The following is a 15,284-nucleotide window of genomic DNA, read 5'->3' as shown; positions in this document are numbered from 1 at the left end:
ACGGATCCCGACTGCATCTTATGGGCCAGAGTCCCGATCACCGTCATTCGAAAGTGACAGTTGTGTATCGACGCCGGGCGTCATCAGACGATGCCACGGGCGTCGATCCGGCTAACTGGCAGGTGCAGCGGCCTTACTGGAACCGGACGGTGATGTCCGAATGACCGATGCGGATGCGGTCGCCGTCGGCGAGCTCCCAGCTGTTGACCTGGACGTCGTTGACGGTCGTGCCGTTGGTGGAGTTGAGGTCGGTGAGCATGGCGGTGCTGCCGTCCCAGCGGATCTCGACGTGGCGACGCGAGACGCCGGTGTCGGGGAGGCGGAACTGCGCATCCTGGCCGCGACCGATGACGTTGGAGCCCTCACGCAACTGGAAGGTGCGGTTGCTGCCGTCTTCGAGGAGCAGCGTGATCGCTGCGGGTGCGTAGCCGCCGGGGTGTCCGTAGCCCTGGTCGTATCCGTAGCCGGGCTGCTGTGCGTAGCCCTGCTCATATCCCTGCTGGCCGTAGCCCTGGTCGTAACCCTGTTGCGGGTAGCCCTGGGCGTAGTCGTAGTCCTGCTGGCCGTATCCGGGCTGCTGTGCGTAGCCCTGGTCGTAGCCGGGCTGCTGAGCGTAACCCTGCTGCTCGTATCCCTGCTGCTCGTATCCGTATGCGGGCTGCTGGCCCTGCGCCGGGTAGTAGCCACCCTGCTGTCCGTAGCCGGGAGCCTGCTCGTAGCCCTGTCCGTAGCCGCCCTGCTGGTAGTCGTAGCCCTGCTGGGCGTACTCGTGTCCGTGTTCCTGCTGGCCCTGGCCGTAGCCCCGGGCGTCGTCGTAAGCGGGTTCTGCGCCTCGCCGCTGGTCGTAACCGGGGTTCTGCGTCATGGCTGGGACTCCTACTTGTTGTGGTGCGTGTGGTTGTGGGGGCGGACCGGCAGTCGGCGGCTGGGCTTGCGGCCCCGGGGGCCAACCACGTGCGGCCCGCGGTGGTTCTGAAGCATCGTTACCCGCGCCTGGAGCGGATCCGACCGGACGCGGGCTCGCATCCGGATCGACCCGACCACGGGCACGAAAGATACCGGTGTGCAACGACGGCGATTGGTCGAACTCTACGACGACCTTCCCATACGTCTGCCATCCGTTGTCGGCGATGAAGTTTTCCAGGTGCTTGGAGAACGTCTTGCGGTTCAACTCGTACTCAGTGGCGATGTGCTGGTGGTCGGTCGGGCTGAACAACAATGAGTAGCTGTTCGCCGCCAGCACCGTGCCGTCGCCGAGGCTCTCCAACGACTCCTCGGCCTCGCGCTGCAGGCCGTTCTCGATCTCCTGCGGAGCAACCTGACCACCGAAAACGCGCGCAAAGCCGTCGTCGACGGCCCCCTCGAGTTTGCGCTCGAATCGTTGCAGGATTCCCATCGTCGACCTCCCTTCGCAGCCCTGGTGGCGTGTCGTCGTGCAAGTGACCTTGATTGATGATACCGATACTTACGGCTAACACCGTCTCAGATCAACCGCCGCAGCTTCAACTATGGCTTCAGGGTCGAGCCCACACCCGCTGGTCGAGCTTGTCGAGACCACTCGCTGCCCGAGCCCGCCCTCGCCGGTCGAGCCTCGCTCCGCTGGTCGAGCTTGTCGAGACCACCTCGCACGCTGGTCGAGCCCCACCCACGCTGGTCGAGCCTGTCGAGACCCCCGCCCGCCCGAGTTTTACATCGGCGCCGCATTGTTGCTATCGTTCTCCAGTCGTCGAGCTACCCAGTTCGACGGCATGCCCGCCGAATTCGGCGGCCACGGGCGAGTGGCGGAATGGCAGACGCGCTGGCTTCAGGTGCCAGTGTCCTTCGGGACGTGGGGGTTCAAGTCCCCCTTCGCCCACCACGAGCAGTTCAGCTCAAATCGGTACATCAGGTCAGGTTGCGGAAATGCTGCCTGACCTTTTGTTTTCTTAGAATTTTGCGACGGTTTCTTCCGGATCGTTGATTGAGAGGGACCGAGCGTGACAGTATCCCGGTGAAGCCTTGTCAACCCATCCGGCCGCGGTCACTTTCAGTCTCGAACTGGCCCAAACAGCCCCCAGCGCATTCCGTGGGGTGCTCGACAGCGCCACCGTCGACAAGGCGGTGTGAGTACAGTAGGACTCTCCAGGGTGCTCGGCCCCACACCGGCGGGAGGACACACGCGGAGCGGCCGCCGGTCTTCGCAAAGGTGCAGGCCAACACCTCTAAATTGAGTACGCCTCCGCAGTGGGATCATCCGCGGCGCAGGCTGGGCGAGGACGTGGCTCAGATCGACGACCGGAGACCTACTCCTGGTCAGCCGGCTTCGCGATCACGTGTAGATGCGTAATCCCGCCCTGGTTGATGCAGTCCTCCGCGAGTTCGTACACGCGGCGGTGAAACTCCTGGTCGGAGGCTGCGGCGTTGATCGTCGAGGACACCCGCGTGAACTTCCCCAGCGGAGTGGAGACGCCGTCGTAGGTGTACCCGGTGCCGTCGACAGTGAGGATCACGAGCGAACGGGTGCCGGCCCACTCGATGCCGACGCTTACCTCGTACTCGTCGTGACCCGAGTGTGCCGCGACGGCACGGACTATGCCCGTGAAGTCGGCGATCGCGGACTCGATCGCTCGGGCTTCCACCTCGTGACCCTCGAACTGCGACGAAGGCCCTGAGAGATGGGCGCCGATGGCAGCCGCCAGCGTGACGGAGCCGTCGTGGTGGGCGCTGACCCACGCCTCCTTCCAGTACGAGCTCTTGTGCGTGGACGCGGGCGGGGCGGTCCAGCGTTTGAGACCGGGGCGAGGGTTCAGGCGGTCCACGTGCTCAAGCGGGTGCACGCCGTTGCGATCCGAGTAGCTCAGCGCGACGCGCACCGACTCCTCGAAGACGGCGCGCGCTTCGTCGCGGTCCGGCCGGGCGAGGACACCTGGCACGCGCGGGTGGGCGACCGCTATCAGCCAGGCTCGTTTGTCCGTGTCCCGGCCCGCCTGCATCTCGGCGTACAGCGCATCGATCGCTTCGCTGGACCGTCGCCGCTCGTCGAAGCGGGCGCCGTAGGCAGCCTCGATCTGCCGCTCCTTCATCCACTCGGTGTCGGCGTTGTTCCGGACGGGTGCGCCGAAGTACTCGCCGCGGTAGATCAGGTGTGGTCCGTCGACGCTGGCAGGGACGACGACTGCCACGGCGCGGGGATCACTGCCGAGACGGTAGACCTCGAGGCCGAAGACCGGTGGGGTGATGGCCGACACGGCAACCTTGCGGTAGGTGCGCTCGTGGTTCTCGGTGAACTCGCCCGTGTCCCTGCGGCCGGTCGCGGCCTTCTCGTCCTCCTCGACGCCGTACACGATCACGCCGCCTCCGCGGTTGGCCATCGCGGCGATGTCCTTGGGCACGTCAGTCGACGGCAGGTTGCTGGTCGGTGGCAGCTCCGACTTCCAATCGAGGTCGTCGGTCTCGGCCACACCAGCAGCGACGGCCTCGTCGAGCATCTCGTCGGTGATTGGGCCGGGCGGCAGGCCGAGGACGCGGTGGAGCGCAGTGAAGGTCACGGGACCAACGTAACCAGGCACGCTCCGAGCCGGGGGTGGCGAGGATCAAGCCCTCCGCTCTACTCAGGTTCAGTCGCAACCTTCAGCGCGGTCCACGAACCCGCGTGCTTGATGTGCGACTCGGTGGCGAACACGTAGTGCCAGTCGCCGAACTCGCCCTTGTCCCGGACGAAGCGCGCCCAGTTCTCGGCGGCCTCCCGTTTCCGGAGAACGTCGGCGTCGAGAGCATTCTTGTCGGATTTGCCTTCGATCAACCAGTAGACCCCCGCGGTGTCGAGCGCGATGAAGTCAGGGAAATAGCTCCCATCTCGACTCGTCGGAATGAAGGCAGGGCCGTTCGTGTACAGCCTCAGCCACCAGGCGATGTCGTCGTCACGGTCGAGCAAGTGGGCGATCTTCCACTCAGTCGACCCCGCGTCGAAGGTTGCTACGGGCATGATGTTGCGCTGCCAGCCACTGAATTGGACGTGCTTTACGAACGTGTCGCTGTAGGCATCGCGCGCCGCGTCGATGATCACCGGCTCGATCGGCAGCGTGACGGGTTCAAGGTCGTAGACCATCTGGCGAGGGCGCTTAATGTAGGCATCCTTGATGAGGCGGGTCATGCCTCCGATCGCCTGCTGACGGCGGTTCTCACCCCATTCGGCCGTCTCGTTCCCTGTAACGACACCAGCGCCCTTCAGGAAGGCATTGGTGATCCGTCGCGCCGCGCGCTTCTCCGAGGCCGACTGCTCCACCTGGCGGAAGATCGCTGCGGTCAAGTCTTCACGAATCGTGTCGATCCCGAGGTACATCTGCTGGGCCTCGACGTTCTTCTGCGGCGCAACCTTGATGGTGATGTCGTCGTGTTCGTCGCGGGTCGCGATCAATGCGTCTTTGGCAAGGAAGGTCGGGATCTCGGTGATGAACCGAGCACCAGCAGCCTGCGCATCCCCATCCGGAACGTCTGAGAGGCTGAACGACGCCACTGTCAGTCGGGCGACGCGTCTCGGGAACGGAATCTGTGGCGCGTTCCCGACCCGTCCCGTCGGCTGGGGTACGGGCTCGGCGATCCGGTCATCGGTCTCTTGAGTGAAAAGATTCGGCTCGGAGTCTTCTCCGCTGTCCGTATCGGTGAACGTGAAAGGCTGAGCGCCGGTGCCCGAACCCTGGTGCGATTCTAGGACGTCCTCATCGGGATCCGCGTGGCCTTCGAGCCCCGTCCCGCCCAGGTTCGTCGGGCTGGTTGGTAGCTCTGGGTCAGGCACTGCAAGGTCGCCAGCAGTCGTCGCCGCGCCTTGCTCATCGACGTCGACCTGGGACGGTGCGATCTCGATGCGCTCACGAAGCGCATCCTTCTGCGCCAACAGCTGCTGGTACGAGTCGTGCGCTACCAGGTCAACCTGATCGACCATGGCTACCTGCGTGAGAACGCCGAACGGCAACCTGAGTCCTCGGCCGAGAATCTGCTCAGTCAGTCCTTGCGACGCCAACCGCCGCAGCGCGACGATCACTGCGATGTTGCGGACGTCCCACCCTTCGCGGAGCATGTTGACGCTGACGATCGCCCGGACGGGTGACTCCGGCGCCTCACAAGCGGCGAGAGCGGCGAGAGCCTCGTCGGAGGACTGGGACGTGATCTCCAAGACCGCAGCGGGATCCCCGATGAATCCGTCCTGGGCGAGTGTCTGTCCGACCTCCGTCGCGTGGTCAATCGAGGAGCACACGACGAAGAGCACTGGCTTGATCTGGGGTAGCTCTGGCCGGGTAAGGAGAAACTGCCGGTAAGCGGTCTCCTTCTTCCGGAGCAGGTGGCATGCATCAGCCAGCTGAGTGCGCTCGTCCTTAGTCCCATCTTTTCGGTACACGATCACGGGGGTCTTCACGTGACCGTCCGCGATCGCCTCCCCGAGGGTGTACTGAAAAATCACCTTGCCCAGATCCGACTTGGAAGGTGTCGCGGTCAGACCGATCAGCGCCAGCGGGTTCAACTCTCGAATCGCCGCCGAGAACACCGTGGCCTTCTCGTGGTAGATGTGGTGCTCATCAGCGATCACTAGCAGGTCGCCGGCTTGCTCCAGATAGGAGTACAGGTCATCGCCGAGGTTCTCGTCGGTGTCGCGGACCTTGCGGGAGACCTTGTCCGAGGGACGGATCAACTGCTGGACGTTGAACACGAACACCTTCAAGGCGTCCGGGTCGCGTAATGCCGCGCCAACAGCGCCCGCCCTGAAATTGTCGGGGGTGATAACGATGGGCTCGTGGTCGGCACCGGCCACGTACTTCGCCGACGCGGCGTCAAAATTGTCCAGAGTCTTGTTCTGGATGACGCTTCCCGGCGTCACCACAAGCACGTGCCGAACTCCCTGCGCCGCGGCGTAGTCGACCAGAGAAGACATCAGGTAGGTCTTGCCAACACCGGTGGCGAGGTCGGTTACCAGCTCCGGGAAGCCCTCCTCAGGGGTGGCAACACCGACAGCCTTAATTACTGCCTCCAGCGCCCGTCTGTTGGGATCTCGCAGATCAAACCGAGCGGCGATCTCGTTGATCAGGAGTTCATCGAAGACGATGTCGACAGACATAGTCACTTCACCGTCCTTTTCGGGAACAGATCCCGCGGCGCCTTCCTCAGGCGTGACCCAGGGGACAGCTCCGTCAGCAGCGTCTGCGCTTCTGGGAGCACCACTTTCGCTACCACCACTGCTCTTTCCTTGACTCCGAGCTGCTCGACCACCGTGCGTACAACGATCTCGTCCGCGACGCCGTCCACGACGACAAGCCTCTGACGACCTCGGACACCGCAGAACACCGGGTGGTCGGGCGTGAATGTGAACTTCAACTGTGCCGCTACCGACCGCGACCACACTCCGTTGACTGCTTCCGGGGACAGATAAACATCACCGTCTTCGTCGTCCACCTCGTACATCGACGGAGCCACCTCGAGGTGGGTGAACCCGCCACCGCCGTGCCACTTGACTGTGACCGCGTCTCGCGTGCGAGTCCTCCTGTTCAGCTCGGTCTTGACCGATTTGGTGATGTCGACCTCCGACAACGCCCCGTCGTTGCCGACCTGCCGCAGAAGAGTAAGCAGGGTGGCGATGTCGTCAGCGCCGAGACTGAGTTCGCCTCGCTTCTGTGCATCCCGAACAGCACCGGCCAACACCTTCGCGGGGTTCAGCGTCAGCGGCGGCGCTTCAAGATCATCGCCTTCTGCGGGAGGGTTGCCGAGTACGCGCCCGAGGGTTGTCTGGAATTGCTGCGCAGCTTTGGGGTCTACATCCAGCGGGAGTGAAACACCGTTCGCTGCTACGCGCACGGATGAGGTCGTCACGCCTCCAGGGTCGTCGCCCTTGAGCACCCGAATCAGCCGGGCCTTGGTGAACGCCTCGACGGTGTCGGCGATCAACTCACTAGTGACCCAGCGGCGCCCCATCTTGTGGGCTACCGCGGCTGTAGTCCCGGAGCCGGCGAAGCAATCCAACACGATGTCGCCCGGATCGCTCCCGATCTGAATGACGCGTTCCAAGAGTCGTTCAGGCTTCGGGGTGGCGAAGGCGTTCAGATTCGGAAAGATCGCCTTGACTTCGGCCTTGGCCTCGCGGTTGTGGCCGACTAGGTCGTTGGTCCACCAGGTGGAGGCGACAAGGCCCTTGTTCGGCACGTAGGCCTTACGGCCCAATCCGCCTTCACCGCCGGACCGGAGCAGGATCTGCGGCCACGCCCCCTGGTCGTACCGTTCGCGCGCGCAGACGCGAGCTTCTGCGAGTGGAACGGACAGCGCTACCGCCATTACGTTCTGCCGAACGTCGTCGGGCTTGACGCCACACAGTTCAGCGCGCTTGTGAACGTCGCCCAAGTCGCGAAGTTCATACGGCGCGTACTCGTTCATGATCTCGAGGATCTGAGACTGTTGAGTCCACCAACAACGACCACGAGCGGGATAGACAAGCTCGCCCGTCATCGGGTGCTCGATGGCGTAGACCATGCCTTGGTGGGTCTTGGCCCCTGGGGCAGTGGGGTTGTCGTCGAACCACGGCCGCGGGTCTCGGTCTGGCGAGGAGAATCGCGCGTCGGACTCAGCGGTTCTCGGAAGGCGGTTGGGGCTCCACTCGGGAGACGCCCGATAGACGAGCAGCGTGTCGTGGTCCACCGACAGCGTCTTTGCATCGTTCCGAGTCGAGTCAGCTTTCTGCCACGCCACTTCTGCAGCAAAGTTATCCGAACCGAGAATCTCGTCCATCACGGACCGGCAGCGGTGCACCTCAACATGGTCGAGATGCACCCACACCGACCCGTCCTTCGAAAGCAGAGGCTTGATCTGCCGTAGCCGGTCTCGGAGCATGGTGAGCCAGATCGAATGCTCGATGTTGTCCTCGTACTGAGTAAACGCCTGACCGGTGTTGAAGGGCGGGTCGATGTAGACGAGCTTGACCTTGCCCCGATACTTCGCCGCCCACTCAGGTGTCTTCGCTAGCGCATCGAGAGCATGCATGGCATCGCCCGTGATCAAGAGGTTATCCACGGTTGGCTCGGGAAGGTCATTGGGTCGATCCGCCGGAGTGGGGGCTTCGATCCGATCGACCTCGCGTAGGAGTCGCACTTCGCGGACGCGGGGGTCGTCATGGTCAGTGAAGGTGTAGTCGTACTTGCCATCACCGGTCGAAAGGAGCGCCCGGTCCTTGTCCGTCCACGTAAGTTCGAGCCGACCTGTGTGCCTCGCCATGCCCTCGCCCTCAATGACCTTCTGTGACTGCTGCGGGAACTACCTTACGGCGGGGACGAGGAGGGCCCTAGCAACGCATCCGTCGGTGCCGCAGTGGATTCACCAGCACCGGGAGATCCCTCGCGATGCATGCCGGTTCCGTCCTACGATCCGCCGCACGGAACCGGACCAGTTGCTCACGATCCTGGACACCATCCAGGCGCCGCGCATGTCGAGAACCCCATTCCCTCCGGGCTAATGCGCGAGGGCGTCATCACCCTGATCCAGCTCGGGCACCGCACCTTGAGCATGGCGCGAGATCCAGTCGCTGAGCAGTTTCCGCCGCATCCTTGAACGCGAGGCAGCAATCAGTTCCGCGGGCGGCGGTCATCGCGTTCGACGCGCTCGACCCGGCTCAACACCGAACTGCTGATTCTGCTCGCGCCCGCGGTCTGGTTGAGCTCTAGCCGGGTGCGCACGCGATCCTCGCCGTAGCACTGCGCTGACGTCGAAGTGTGCCGCCGTTGCCCCGATTCGGTGGCGATTGCTGCTCCGCGTCACCCGCGCGGAGCATGCTCCAAGCCGAGGTGGCCTCGCGGTCAATCGCGCGCCCGGGAGGTCGACCAATCGGCGGCGATGCGCTCCTTCGGGCGCGAATGGGCGACCCAGATCGGGAGGGAGCACGGCTGCTCCACCGGAGCCGCAACTAACTGATCGCTCGAACTATCGGCGCACTTCGAGATTCTTGGGACGGAACCGTGTCGCAAAGCGCAGCGTGGAGCGGCTACCGACGGCTCGCTGCGCGTCGGATGTCCCTGAGTATCGGCTGACTACTCATACTCTGCCACTCAGAGTGTCTTGACACGGCTGTAGAGATCCCGCAACGCAGCGTCAGACATATCAATTATGGGCTCGTACATGAATGAATTGACATGAATGTTCTCGGGCGTCATCAGGACAACACTGTCCAGCGTTTCCATTGACTGTTGGGTGCCGAGACCGCGGCGCCTATAAGCTTGATAAATTGCCTGCGTCTGATTCTTCGGGATCGCATCTGTGAAGTTAGGATCATTCAGTTCGGCGACCATGTGCTTTTCGGCAAGCATTCGGGTTGCGATCGAAAGAACGATCTTGTTCTCGAAATTTATGCCTTCCGCAGCCGCGAGCGCCTGGTCAGCTTGACCGAACAGCAGATCGACCACGGTGGTGTCCGGCAACTGCCACGCGCGGCTCTCCTGACCGACAAAGGTGCTGCTGAAGATCCGATCGAGGTCCGCATTGGTTATCGTGGGAGTCTCGTTCTTCCAGTGGAGCAGCGACGTCAGCGTCAGGTAGTCGGCATCATCGTCTCCTCTCGTGTATTCCAGGATGTTCCTCACAAACGGAATCGAGGCGATCCGCTGCATGCCAACGGTAAAGAAGTTCTTCTTGAAACCGCGGATGAAGGGATTATTGACATGCTCGGCCTGATTCAATACGACCTTCCCCTCGCCCTTCTGAGCCATAAAGCATCGCTTGTAACCCACGACGCCCCGACTGACCAAGGTCCGGAAGAAGTCGAAGTTGTGGGTCAGGAGAACGAGCTTGAAACTCGCCTGGTCAGCCATCTCCTTCAAATACTGCACGATGGCGTACTTATTCTTGTAGTCGAACGAGTCAGCGAGGTCGTCAATCACAAAGACGGTCTCGCGCCCTGCAGCCTTCCTTGCCTCCATCTCGAACAGAACATTGAGGATGTAGAGGGCCTTCTTTTCGCCATTACTAAGAATCGACAGTAGGTCGGCTCGTTCAACGCCCGCAGACTCCCCGCCTTCTTCGAACTCGAAGACCAACTTAAGCATCGTTTCTTGGCCGAGCGCCACTCGATGCTTGTTCTCCGCGCTCAGGCGGAAGGGCACGAAGAACCGCTCGTTGAAGATCTCAATGACCCTCTCCCATTGGGTCCTCTCCACCGCTGCCTGCCGCTCAATCTCCCTGCGGCGGCTCTCAGTGGTCTTGTAGCACGTCACTGCGCGTTGGAACAGGGCCTCGTGCGCCTTGAGATATGAGATCCAGACGTCTTGCTGAAATTTGTCGACATTCTCGAACTCCGGGAGCAACTCCTCGTGAGTCGCAATGAAATCCAGGAACTTTCGGGTATCGGCGTTCTTTTGGACAGCCTTCTCGACGGCTTCAAACTTCTTGCGAAGCGCAGGGTCGTCAGTGATCTGACGTTTTTCGTCCTCGATCAATTCCTGTAGGTCGGCCTCACTCGTTACGGTGCGAGACGCTCCGTCGCCCCTCAGAGTAAGCGAGTGGTTCGCTGCGAAGAAGTGATTGTCTCCGAGACTCTTGGTAACATTCGCTGCGTTATAGAACGTGAATGATCCTTTGCTGAAAAACTCCGACTGATCGAGAAGCTCGTTCAGCCGCCCCACGTAATTGGCCAACTCCGCCTGTACGCCCGCCGTGCGAAGTATAGGATCGAGCTTTTCGTTGAATAGCACATCGTATGGAATGCCAGCGAACTCCGCGCTATGCATTTGCATAACCTCGTACTCGATGCGCACCAACGAATCAAAAAATTTGTCATCTTGCTGGGTGAACACCCGTGACAGCGCGGTGATCACGTCTCGCTTGGTTCCGGACTCCGCCTTTAGTGCTGCTACGAGTTCGTCGCGAGCACCCATGAGTTCAGCCTGGAGGTGCTCATACTCCTTCCTCAGCTCCGGATTCACCAGGAGGGTCGACGTCGACTCCGTGGGACCGAGATCCTCGTCGTAGGACAGAACAACGACTACATCCTTCGGATCCAGGTCGGTGCCGTTTTCATCGGTGATGCTGCGATCTGTGCGGCGGTCCGGGAAAACGTGATCGGATGAGTCGTGGCCGGCGGCGAGGTCCTTAAAAGTCCTCGCGAAAGATGTCTTCATTGTGCCGTTGGGCGCGTAGATCGCCACGGCATTGCCTTCCCGAAAGTCGAAGGCCGCATCGACCTCCCGGATGCCGTGACAGTTCTTCAGTGCAACGTTCAGGTTCTCCATGGTGCTCAACTTTATGGCTTGTGGCCGACAGAATCCGCAGGGACAGTCTGAAACCGTCCGTTTGGTCTCCGAACGCAAAAACGCGTGCCGTGGCTTTGGGTTGCCGCGTCCGTAAGCCGGTCGCCCACCCGGCACGATCGCCGGTCGGCTGGCGACGGCGTGTAGGTACCTATCGGGGATTTGGCAACGTGCGGTCCTGTAGTGTGTTTTTGAGGTCGGTACGTGCGTCCTTTGTCAGTTTGCATAGATGTTGGAGTCCGATGTCTTCCTTGCGAAGCGTATGCGTGCGCTCGTCGACCTGCGTTGGATCGCCGTGCACTCGACACTCGCGTTCGCGGGCGACAAGGTCGATCACGGTAGCGAGCTTGCCTTTATCGCCGTCCCAGTTCATCCACCGCCACGCCCCGTCGTACTGCTGTCTCAGCATAGGTCGAGGTAGCGACCATCGGCGCTCAAACTTGGTTCCTCGTTTCCGAGTTCGACGGCACTGACGGAACGCCTCGATCACCTAATGGATCGACCCGACTATTCGTGCGGCCTCCGGTGCTCGACTTCTCACGGAAGTGAGACTGTCCCGCCGAGCAGTTCGTTGGGATCAGAGAACTCTCGAGCAATCGCACGTCACGGAGATTCGGGGATGCGTGAGCATCAGTGCTCCAAGCTTGCCGGTGCGGGATGAATCGCACGATTGAAGGACCCTAATCGGCACCGACGGATGTCGTTGGACGAAGCTATACCGAGTCCGCCTCAGCGTTTATCGATCCGTCGTAGTAGTCCGAAGTGCAGCTCACCCGGTTTCACGTGCGAACTCGGGAAGCAACAGATGTTGCCGCCGTGCTCATTACGGCGAATTGGGGACGCTCCCTATTGACGCCAGGGTCACGGCAAAGTCGGTATAGGAACAGCCTGACCAGCTGTTACGTGTGAGTTTGGTGTGACCGGTGTGTCGTGTGGGGCGAGCATGACCAGGTGTTCGAGGATGGAAGTTCTCACACAATCACCTGTCGAAAGCCGGTCATGCTCGCCCGTTCAGTGTCCCCTATCCATGTCATCGATGACAGCGACCCCCTGCTCGGCGAGTTGGCCGAGGTGCCCGCTGCACCCCGGGAGATCGTCGACGCGTTGGCGACCATTCCCGATCCGCGCAAACGGCGCGGCGTCCGACACCCTCTCCTGGAAATTCTGGTCGTCGCCGCCACCGCGGTACTCAGCGGCGCCCGGTCGTTTTCTGCGATCGGCGATTAGGCCGCCGATGCCGGCGTCGAGGTCTTGGCCGCGCTCGACTCCAGTGCCGGTGTGCCCTCGGAATCAACAATCCGCCGCACCCTCGAACGCGTCGACGGCGACACCTTCGACAAGATCGCCAACTCGTGGATGGGATTGCAGTTCAGCAGTATTGACGGTCGACGGATCGTTGCAGTCGACGGCAAGACGTTGCGCGGTAGCGTCGATGACGCTGGGGATCGACCGCATCTGCTCGCCGCGATGGATCACGAGTCGGGAGCGGTGATCGGTCAGGTCGCGGTCGGCGCGAAGACCAACGAGATCCCCAAACTGATCGATCTGCTCGACCCGATCGACATCACCGACATGGTCGTCACCGTCGACGCGCTCCATACCCAACGCGCGACAGCCGACTACATCGTTGATCGCGGCGGGCACTTCGTGATGTGTGTCAAGCGCAATCAACCCACCCTCTACGATCAGTTGAAATCGTTGCGGTGGAACAAGATCGGCAGCTACACGACCACCGATACCTCTCGTGGCCGACGCGTCACCCACACCATCAAAGCTGTGGAAGTGCCCGCCCAGATGGTCGGATTCGACCACGTCGGCCAAGTCATCCAGATCCGCCGCACCCGCACCATCAAAGGCAAACGAACCGTCGAAATCGTCTACCTCATCAGCGATCTCGACATGCTCGCCGCCCAACCGCACCTGATCGCCGACTGGGTACAGGGCCACTGGGGTATCGAGAACCGTCTGCACTACGTGCGCGACGTGACGTTCGGCGAGGACGCCTCCCGTATCCGAACAGGCGCCGGACCCCGGGTGATGGCCACGCTGCGCAACCTGGCCATCGCCATCCTGCGCAACGCCGGACATACCAACATCGCTGCGGCCCTACGTCACACCGCCAGAGCACCCGAACGAGCCATAAAACTACTCCTCACCAGAACTGAAAGGACTTTGCCGTGACCCTGCTATTGACGCTGAGTACCAATCCCGAAAAAGTGTTGCGGCTGAATCAGCTAAATCGGGCAATCCGGCGGAGTCGACTGGCTGCGACTTCGGGCCGAGCGACCAGTCGAAGTAACCCTGCGCGATCCACGGTGTTTCAGGTAGGAACTTGGCAACGAGCCCCAACTTGTTCTTCCCAACCCCGCTCTGGCCATTCTTACAGGGACTCGTTCGAATCTTGTAGCGACCAGTATCGTCGCCAATCACTTGGTCGCGCAGCACCTGGAGATGGTGCACCCACCCAGGCGCAGTGTCCGTGTCTTGGGTAACTGGGAAGTCGGCCAGCGAATCTCGCGTCTCAACTCCGACGTGAAACTCGAACCGCAGGTCGTCTTCGGACGCCGGCATCGCGCGCCCAGAGACCTGAATCTGTCCTCGTAATTGCCGATGGTCGGCCAGTTTAGGGCTCCAGACGGTGATAGCCGACATACCGCTACCTCCTCGCCCAACGCGAACGTCCCAGCCCGGCCCGAGTTCCTCGCGAAGTGAAGGTGTGAGCTTGCGGAAGACGCGCTCAACCGCGACCTTTTGAGGCGGGAGTGATTCGATGTCCGCTATCCAGATCCGAGATTCCCGAAACGAGGAAATTATCTCTGTCCAGGTCACAACTCCGGACACTTGATTGACATAGTCTTCGGCGTCGATCGGATCGAGTACCAGCAGAAAAAGATCATCCACCGCGGCCTTCAGCTTCTCGACCTGGATACCTGGCAGTTCGTGGTCGAGTTTTGCCTCGATTCCGATCGTTGCTCCACCGGTTAGCCTGACTAGAATGTCAACCTTCGCGACGCTTTCACATTCAACGTGATCGACTCTCGCACTAAACAATTCAACTCTGTTGCTGCGTTTCGCCAACAGCGCGAGGAACTCTTCTGGCTGCTGTCTGATCTCGGCGGCAAGTGCTCGTGTCAGCATCGGCTCACTGGTGAAAATATTGTCCCCCACCGATCAACCTCCCAGTCGATTCACTTACATTCGGAATCATAAACAACGTGAGCAGTGTAGCCCGTTCTAAGTCCTCAGTCCTTGGGTGAGGTAATCGATTGCGTGCACGCCGCCATCGAGGACCTCGTTGCCGTGGACAACTACGAGCTCGATAGAGGAAGATCGCGATCAATTGTGAGTGTCCAGTAAGGATTAGACGTCAACTCGCCGATCTTCTCCACCTGTTGGCTCGACTCCAGCCTACATCTGCGGACTGGCCTCATTCGGCGTGAACGACACGACTACCTGCACCATGTCGTCAAGGTTTGCTGGCTCTTCCTGATTCAGAGTGCGTGTAGGTGTTCTGCCAGGCCGCCGGAGTGGATGAGTGACCGCAAGATGTAGTGGTTGAGGTTGCGGAAGCCGAGCGCGATCCCGCGTAGGTGTTCCAGGCGGCCGTTGATCGCTTCGACGGGCCCGTTGGAGGCGCCGGTGTCGAAGTAGGCCAGGATCTCGGTCCGTCGAGCCCACAGCGAGCGGCCGAGTTGGGCGAGTTCGGCGAGTTCTTTTGGCACGCCGGTGTGGATGCGTTTGAGCAGCTTGTACATCGCGATCTTCCCGTCTCGCTTGTGCGGCTGGTCGTAGGCGTCGATCAGGTCCTGATAGACGGCGTAGGTGACCGCGACCGCCAGATGTTCCTCACGCGCTTGGAGGCCGTTGGTGATGCGGGTCTTCTGCTTGTCGGTCAACAAGCCGATTCGAGTGAGCAGAGGGCGGCGGATTCCGTAGAGCGGGTCCCCGCTACGGCCGCGGTGTCCGCACGTATCCTGTTGCACGCGTTGTGCGACACACCGTGAGCTTGTCGGCGGCCAAGTGCACCACATGAAA

Annotated in this window: 8 protein-coding genes, 1 tRNA gene and 1 pseudogene; 3 read left to right on the top strand and 7 right to left on the bottom strand. The window is 61.5% G+C overall.

Going from position 1 to position 15,284, the window contains the following annotated elements:
* Positions 1-133 precede the first annotated feature (133 nt).
* Positions 134-1,396 (bottom strand): FHA domain-containing protein, encoded by a 1,263-nt coding sequence (locus tag GOSPT_RS10445; RefSeq protein WP_005205860.1) that lies wholly within the window; start codon positions 1,394-1,396, stop codon positions 134-136.
* A gap of 376 nt (positions 1,397-1,772) precedes the next feature.
* Between GOSPT_RS10445 and GOSPT_RS10440 the strand changes: the two genes are divergently transcribed.
* Positions 1,773-1,858: transfer RNA gene (locus GOSPT_RS10440), tRNA-Leu, on the top strand.
* A gap of 424 nt (positions 1,859-2,282) precedes the next feature.
* Here the strand turns inward: GOSPT_RS10440 and GOSPT_RS10435 are convergent.
* The 4 genes from GOSPT_RS10435 to GOSPT_RS10415 all read right to left on the bottom strand — a co-directional run bounded on the left by GOSPT_RS10435 (position 2,283) and on the right by GOSPT_RS10415 (position 11,231).
* Entirely contained in the window at positions 2,283-3,527 is a 1,245-nt protein-coding gene (locus tag GOSPT_RS10435; RefSeq protein ID WP_005205859.1) for an AlbA family DNA-binding domain-containing protein, read from the bottom strand.
* Positions 3,528-3,586: 59 nt separating this feature from the next.
* Entirely contained in the window at positions 3,587-6,088 is a 2,502-nt protein-coding gene (locus GOSPT_RS10430; RefSeq protein ID WP_005205858.1) for a DEAD/DEAH box helicase, read from the bottom strand.
* A 2-nt stretch (positions 6,089-6,090) separates the two neighbouring features.
* Positions 6,091-8,229, bottom strand: coding sequence for a site-specific DNA-methyltransferase (locus GOSPT_RS10425; protein WP_005205857.1), 2,139 nt, complete (start codon positions 8,227-8,229; stop codon positions 6,091-6,093).
* Between the two features lie 827 nt (positions 8,230-9,056).
* The gene (locus GOSPT_RS10415; RefSeq protein WP_005205854.1) at positions 9,057-11,231 is read right to left on the bottom strand and encodes an AAA family ATPase; all 2,175 of its coding nucleotides are present in this window, start codon (positions 11,229-11,231) and stop codon (positions 9,057-9,059) included.
* 1,032 nt (positions 11,232-12,263) lie between these two features.
* On the opposite strand from GOSPT_RS10415, the gene GOSPT_RS24115 reads away from it, so the two are divergent.
* Both GOSPT_RS24115 and GOSPT_RS10405 read left to right on the top strand, forming a co-directional pair.
* A complete protein-coding gene (locus tag GOSPT_RS24115; protein WP_197502341.1) occupies positions 12,264-12,476 on the top strand; it encodes a transposase family protein in 213 nt (70 codons plus the stop codon).
* A 24-nt stretch (positions 12,477-12,500) separates the two neighbouring features.
* Positions 12,501-13,430, top strand: a complete 930-nt coding sequence (locus tag GOSPT_RS10405) for an ISAs1 family transposase (protein ID WP_005205850.1) — start codon at positions 12,501-12,503, stop codon at positions 13,428-13,430.
* On the opposite strand, the gene GOSPT_RS10400 is transcribed toward GOSPT_RS10405, so the two are convergent.
* On the bottom strand, positions 13,395-14,417 hold the full coding sequence (locus GOSPT_RS10400; protein ID WP_005205849.1) for a hypothetical protein: 1,023 nt from the start codon (positions 14,415-14,417) through the stop codon (positions 13,395-13,397). The two genes, GOSPT_RS10405 and GOSPT_RS10400, sit on opposite strands and share 36 nt — an antisense overlap.
* Before the next feature lie 323 nt (positions 14,418-14,740).
* A pseudogene (locus tag GOSPT_RS10395) lies at positions 14,741-15,284 on the bottom strand (ISL3 family transposase); the annotation flags it as partial.

This window comes from Gordonia sputi NBRC 100414 (assembly GCF_000248055.1).
Lineage (GTDB): Bacteria > Actinomycetota > Actinomycetes > Mycobacteriales > Mycobacteriaceae > Gordonia > Gordonia sputi.
The sequence above is the reverse complement of the archived record's forward strand: the minus strand, read 5'-3'. Positions and strand labels throughout refer to the sequence as shown.

Bases quoted from the DNA above. Each gene is read 5' to 3' on its own strand.
- GOSPT_RS10445 (WP_005205860.1), bottom strand. From the start codon at position 1,396: ATGGGAATCCTGCAACGATTCGAGCGCAAACTCGAGGGGGCCGTCGAC.
- GOSPT_RS10430 (WP_005205858.1), bottom strand. From the start codon at position 6,088: ATGTCTGTCGACATCGTCTTCGATGAACTCCTGATCAACGAGATCGCC.
- GOSPT_RS10425 (WP_005205857.1), bottom strand. From the start codon at position 8,229: ATGGCGAGGCACACAGGTCGGCTCGAACTTACGTGGACGGACAAGGAC.
- GOSPT_RS10415 (WP_005205854.1), bottom strand. From the start codon at position 11,231: ATGGAGAACCTGAACGTTGCACTGAAGAACTGTCACGGCATCCGGGAG.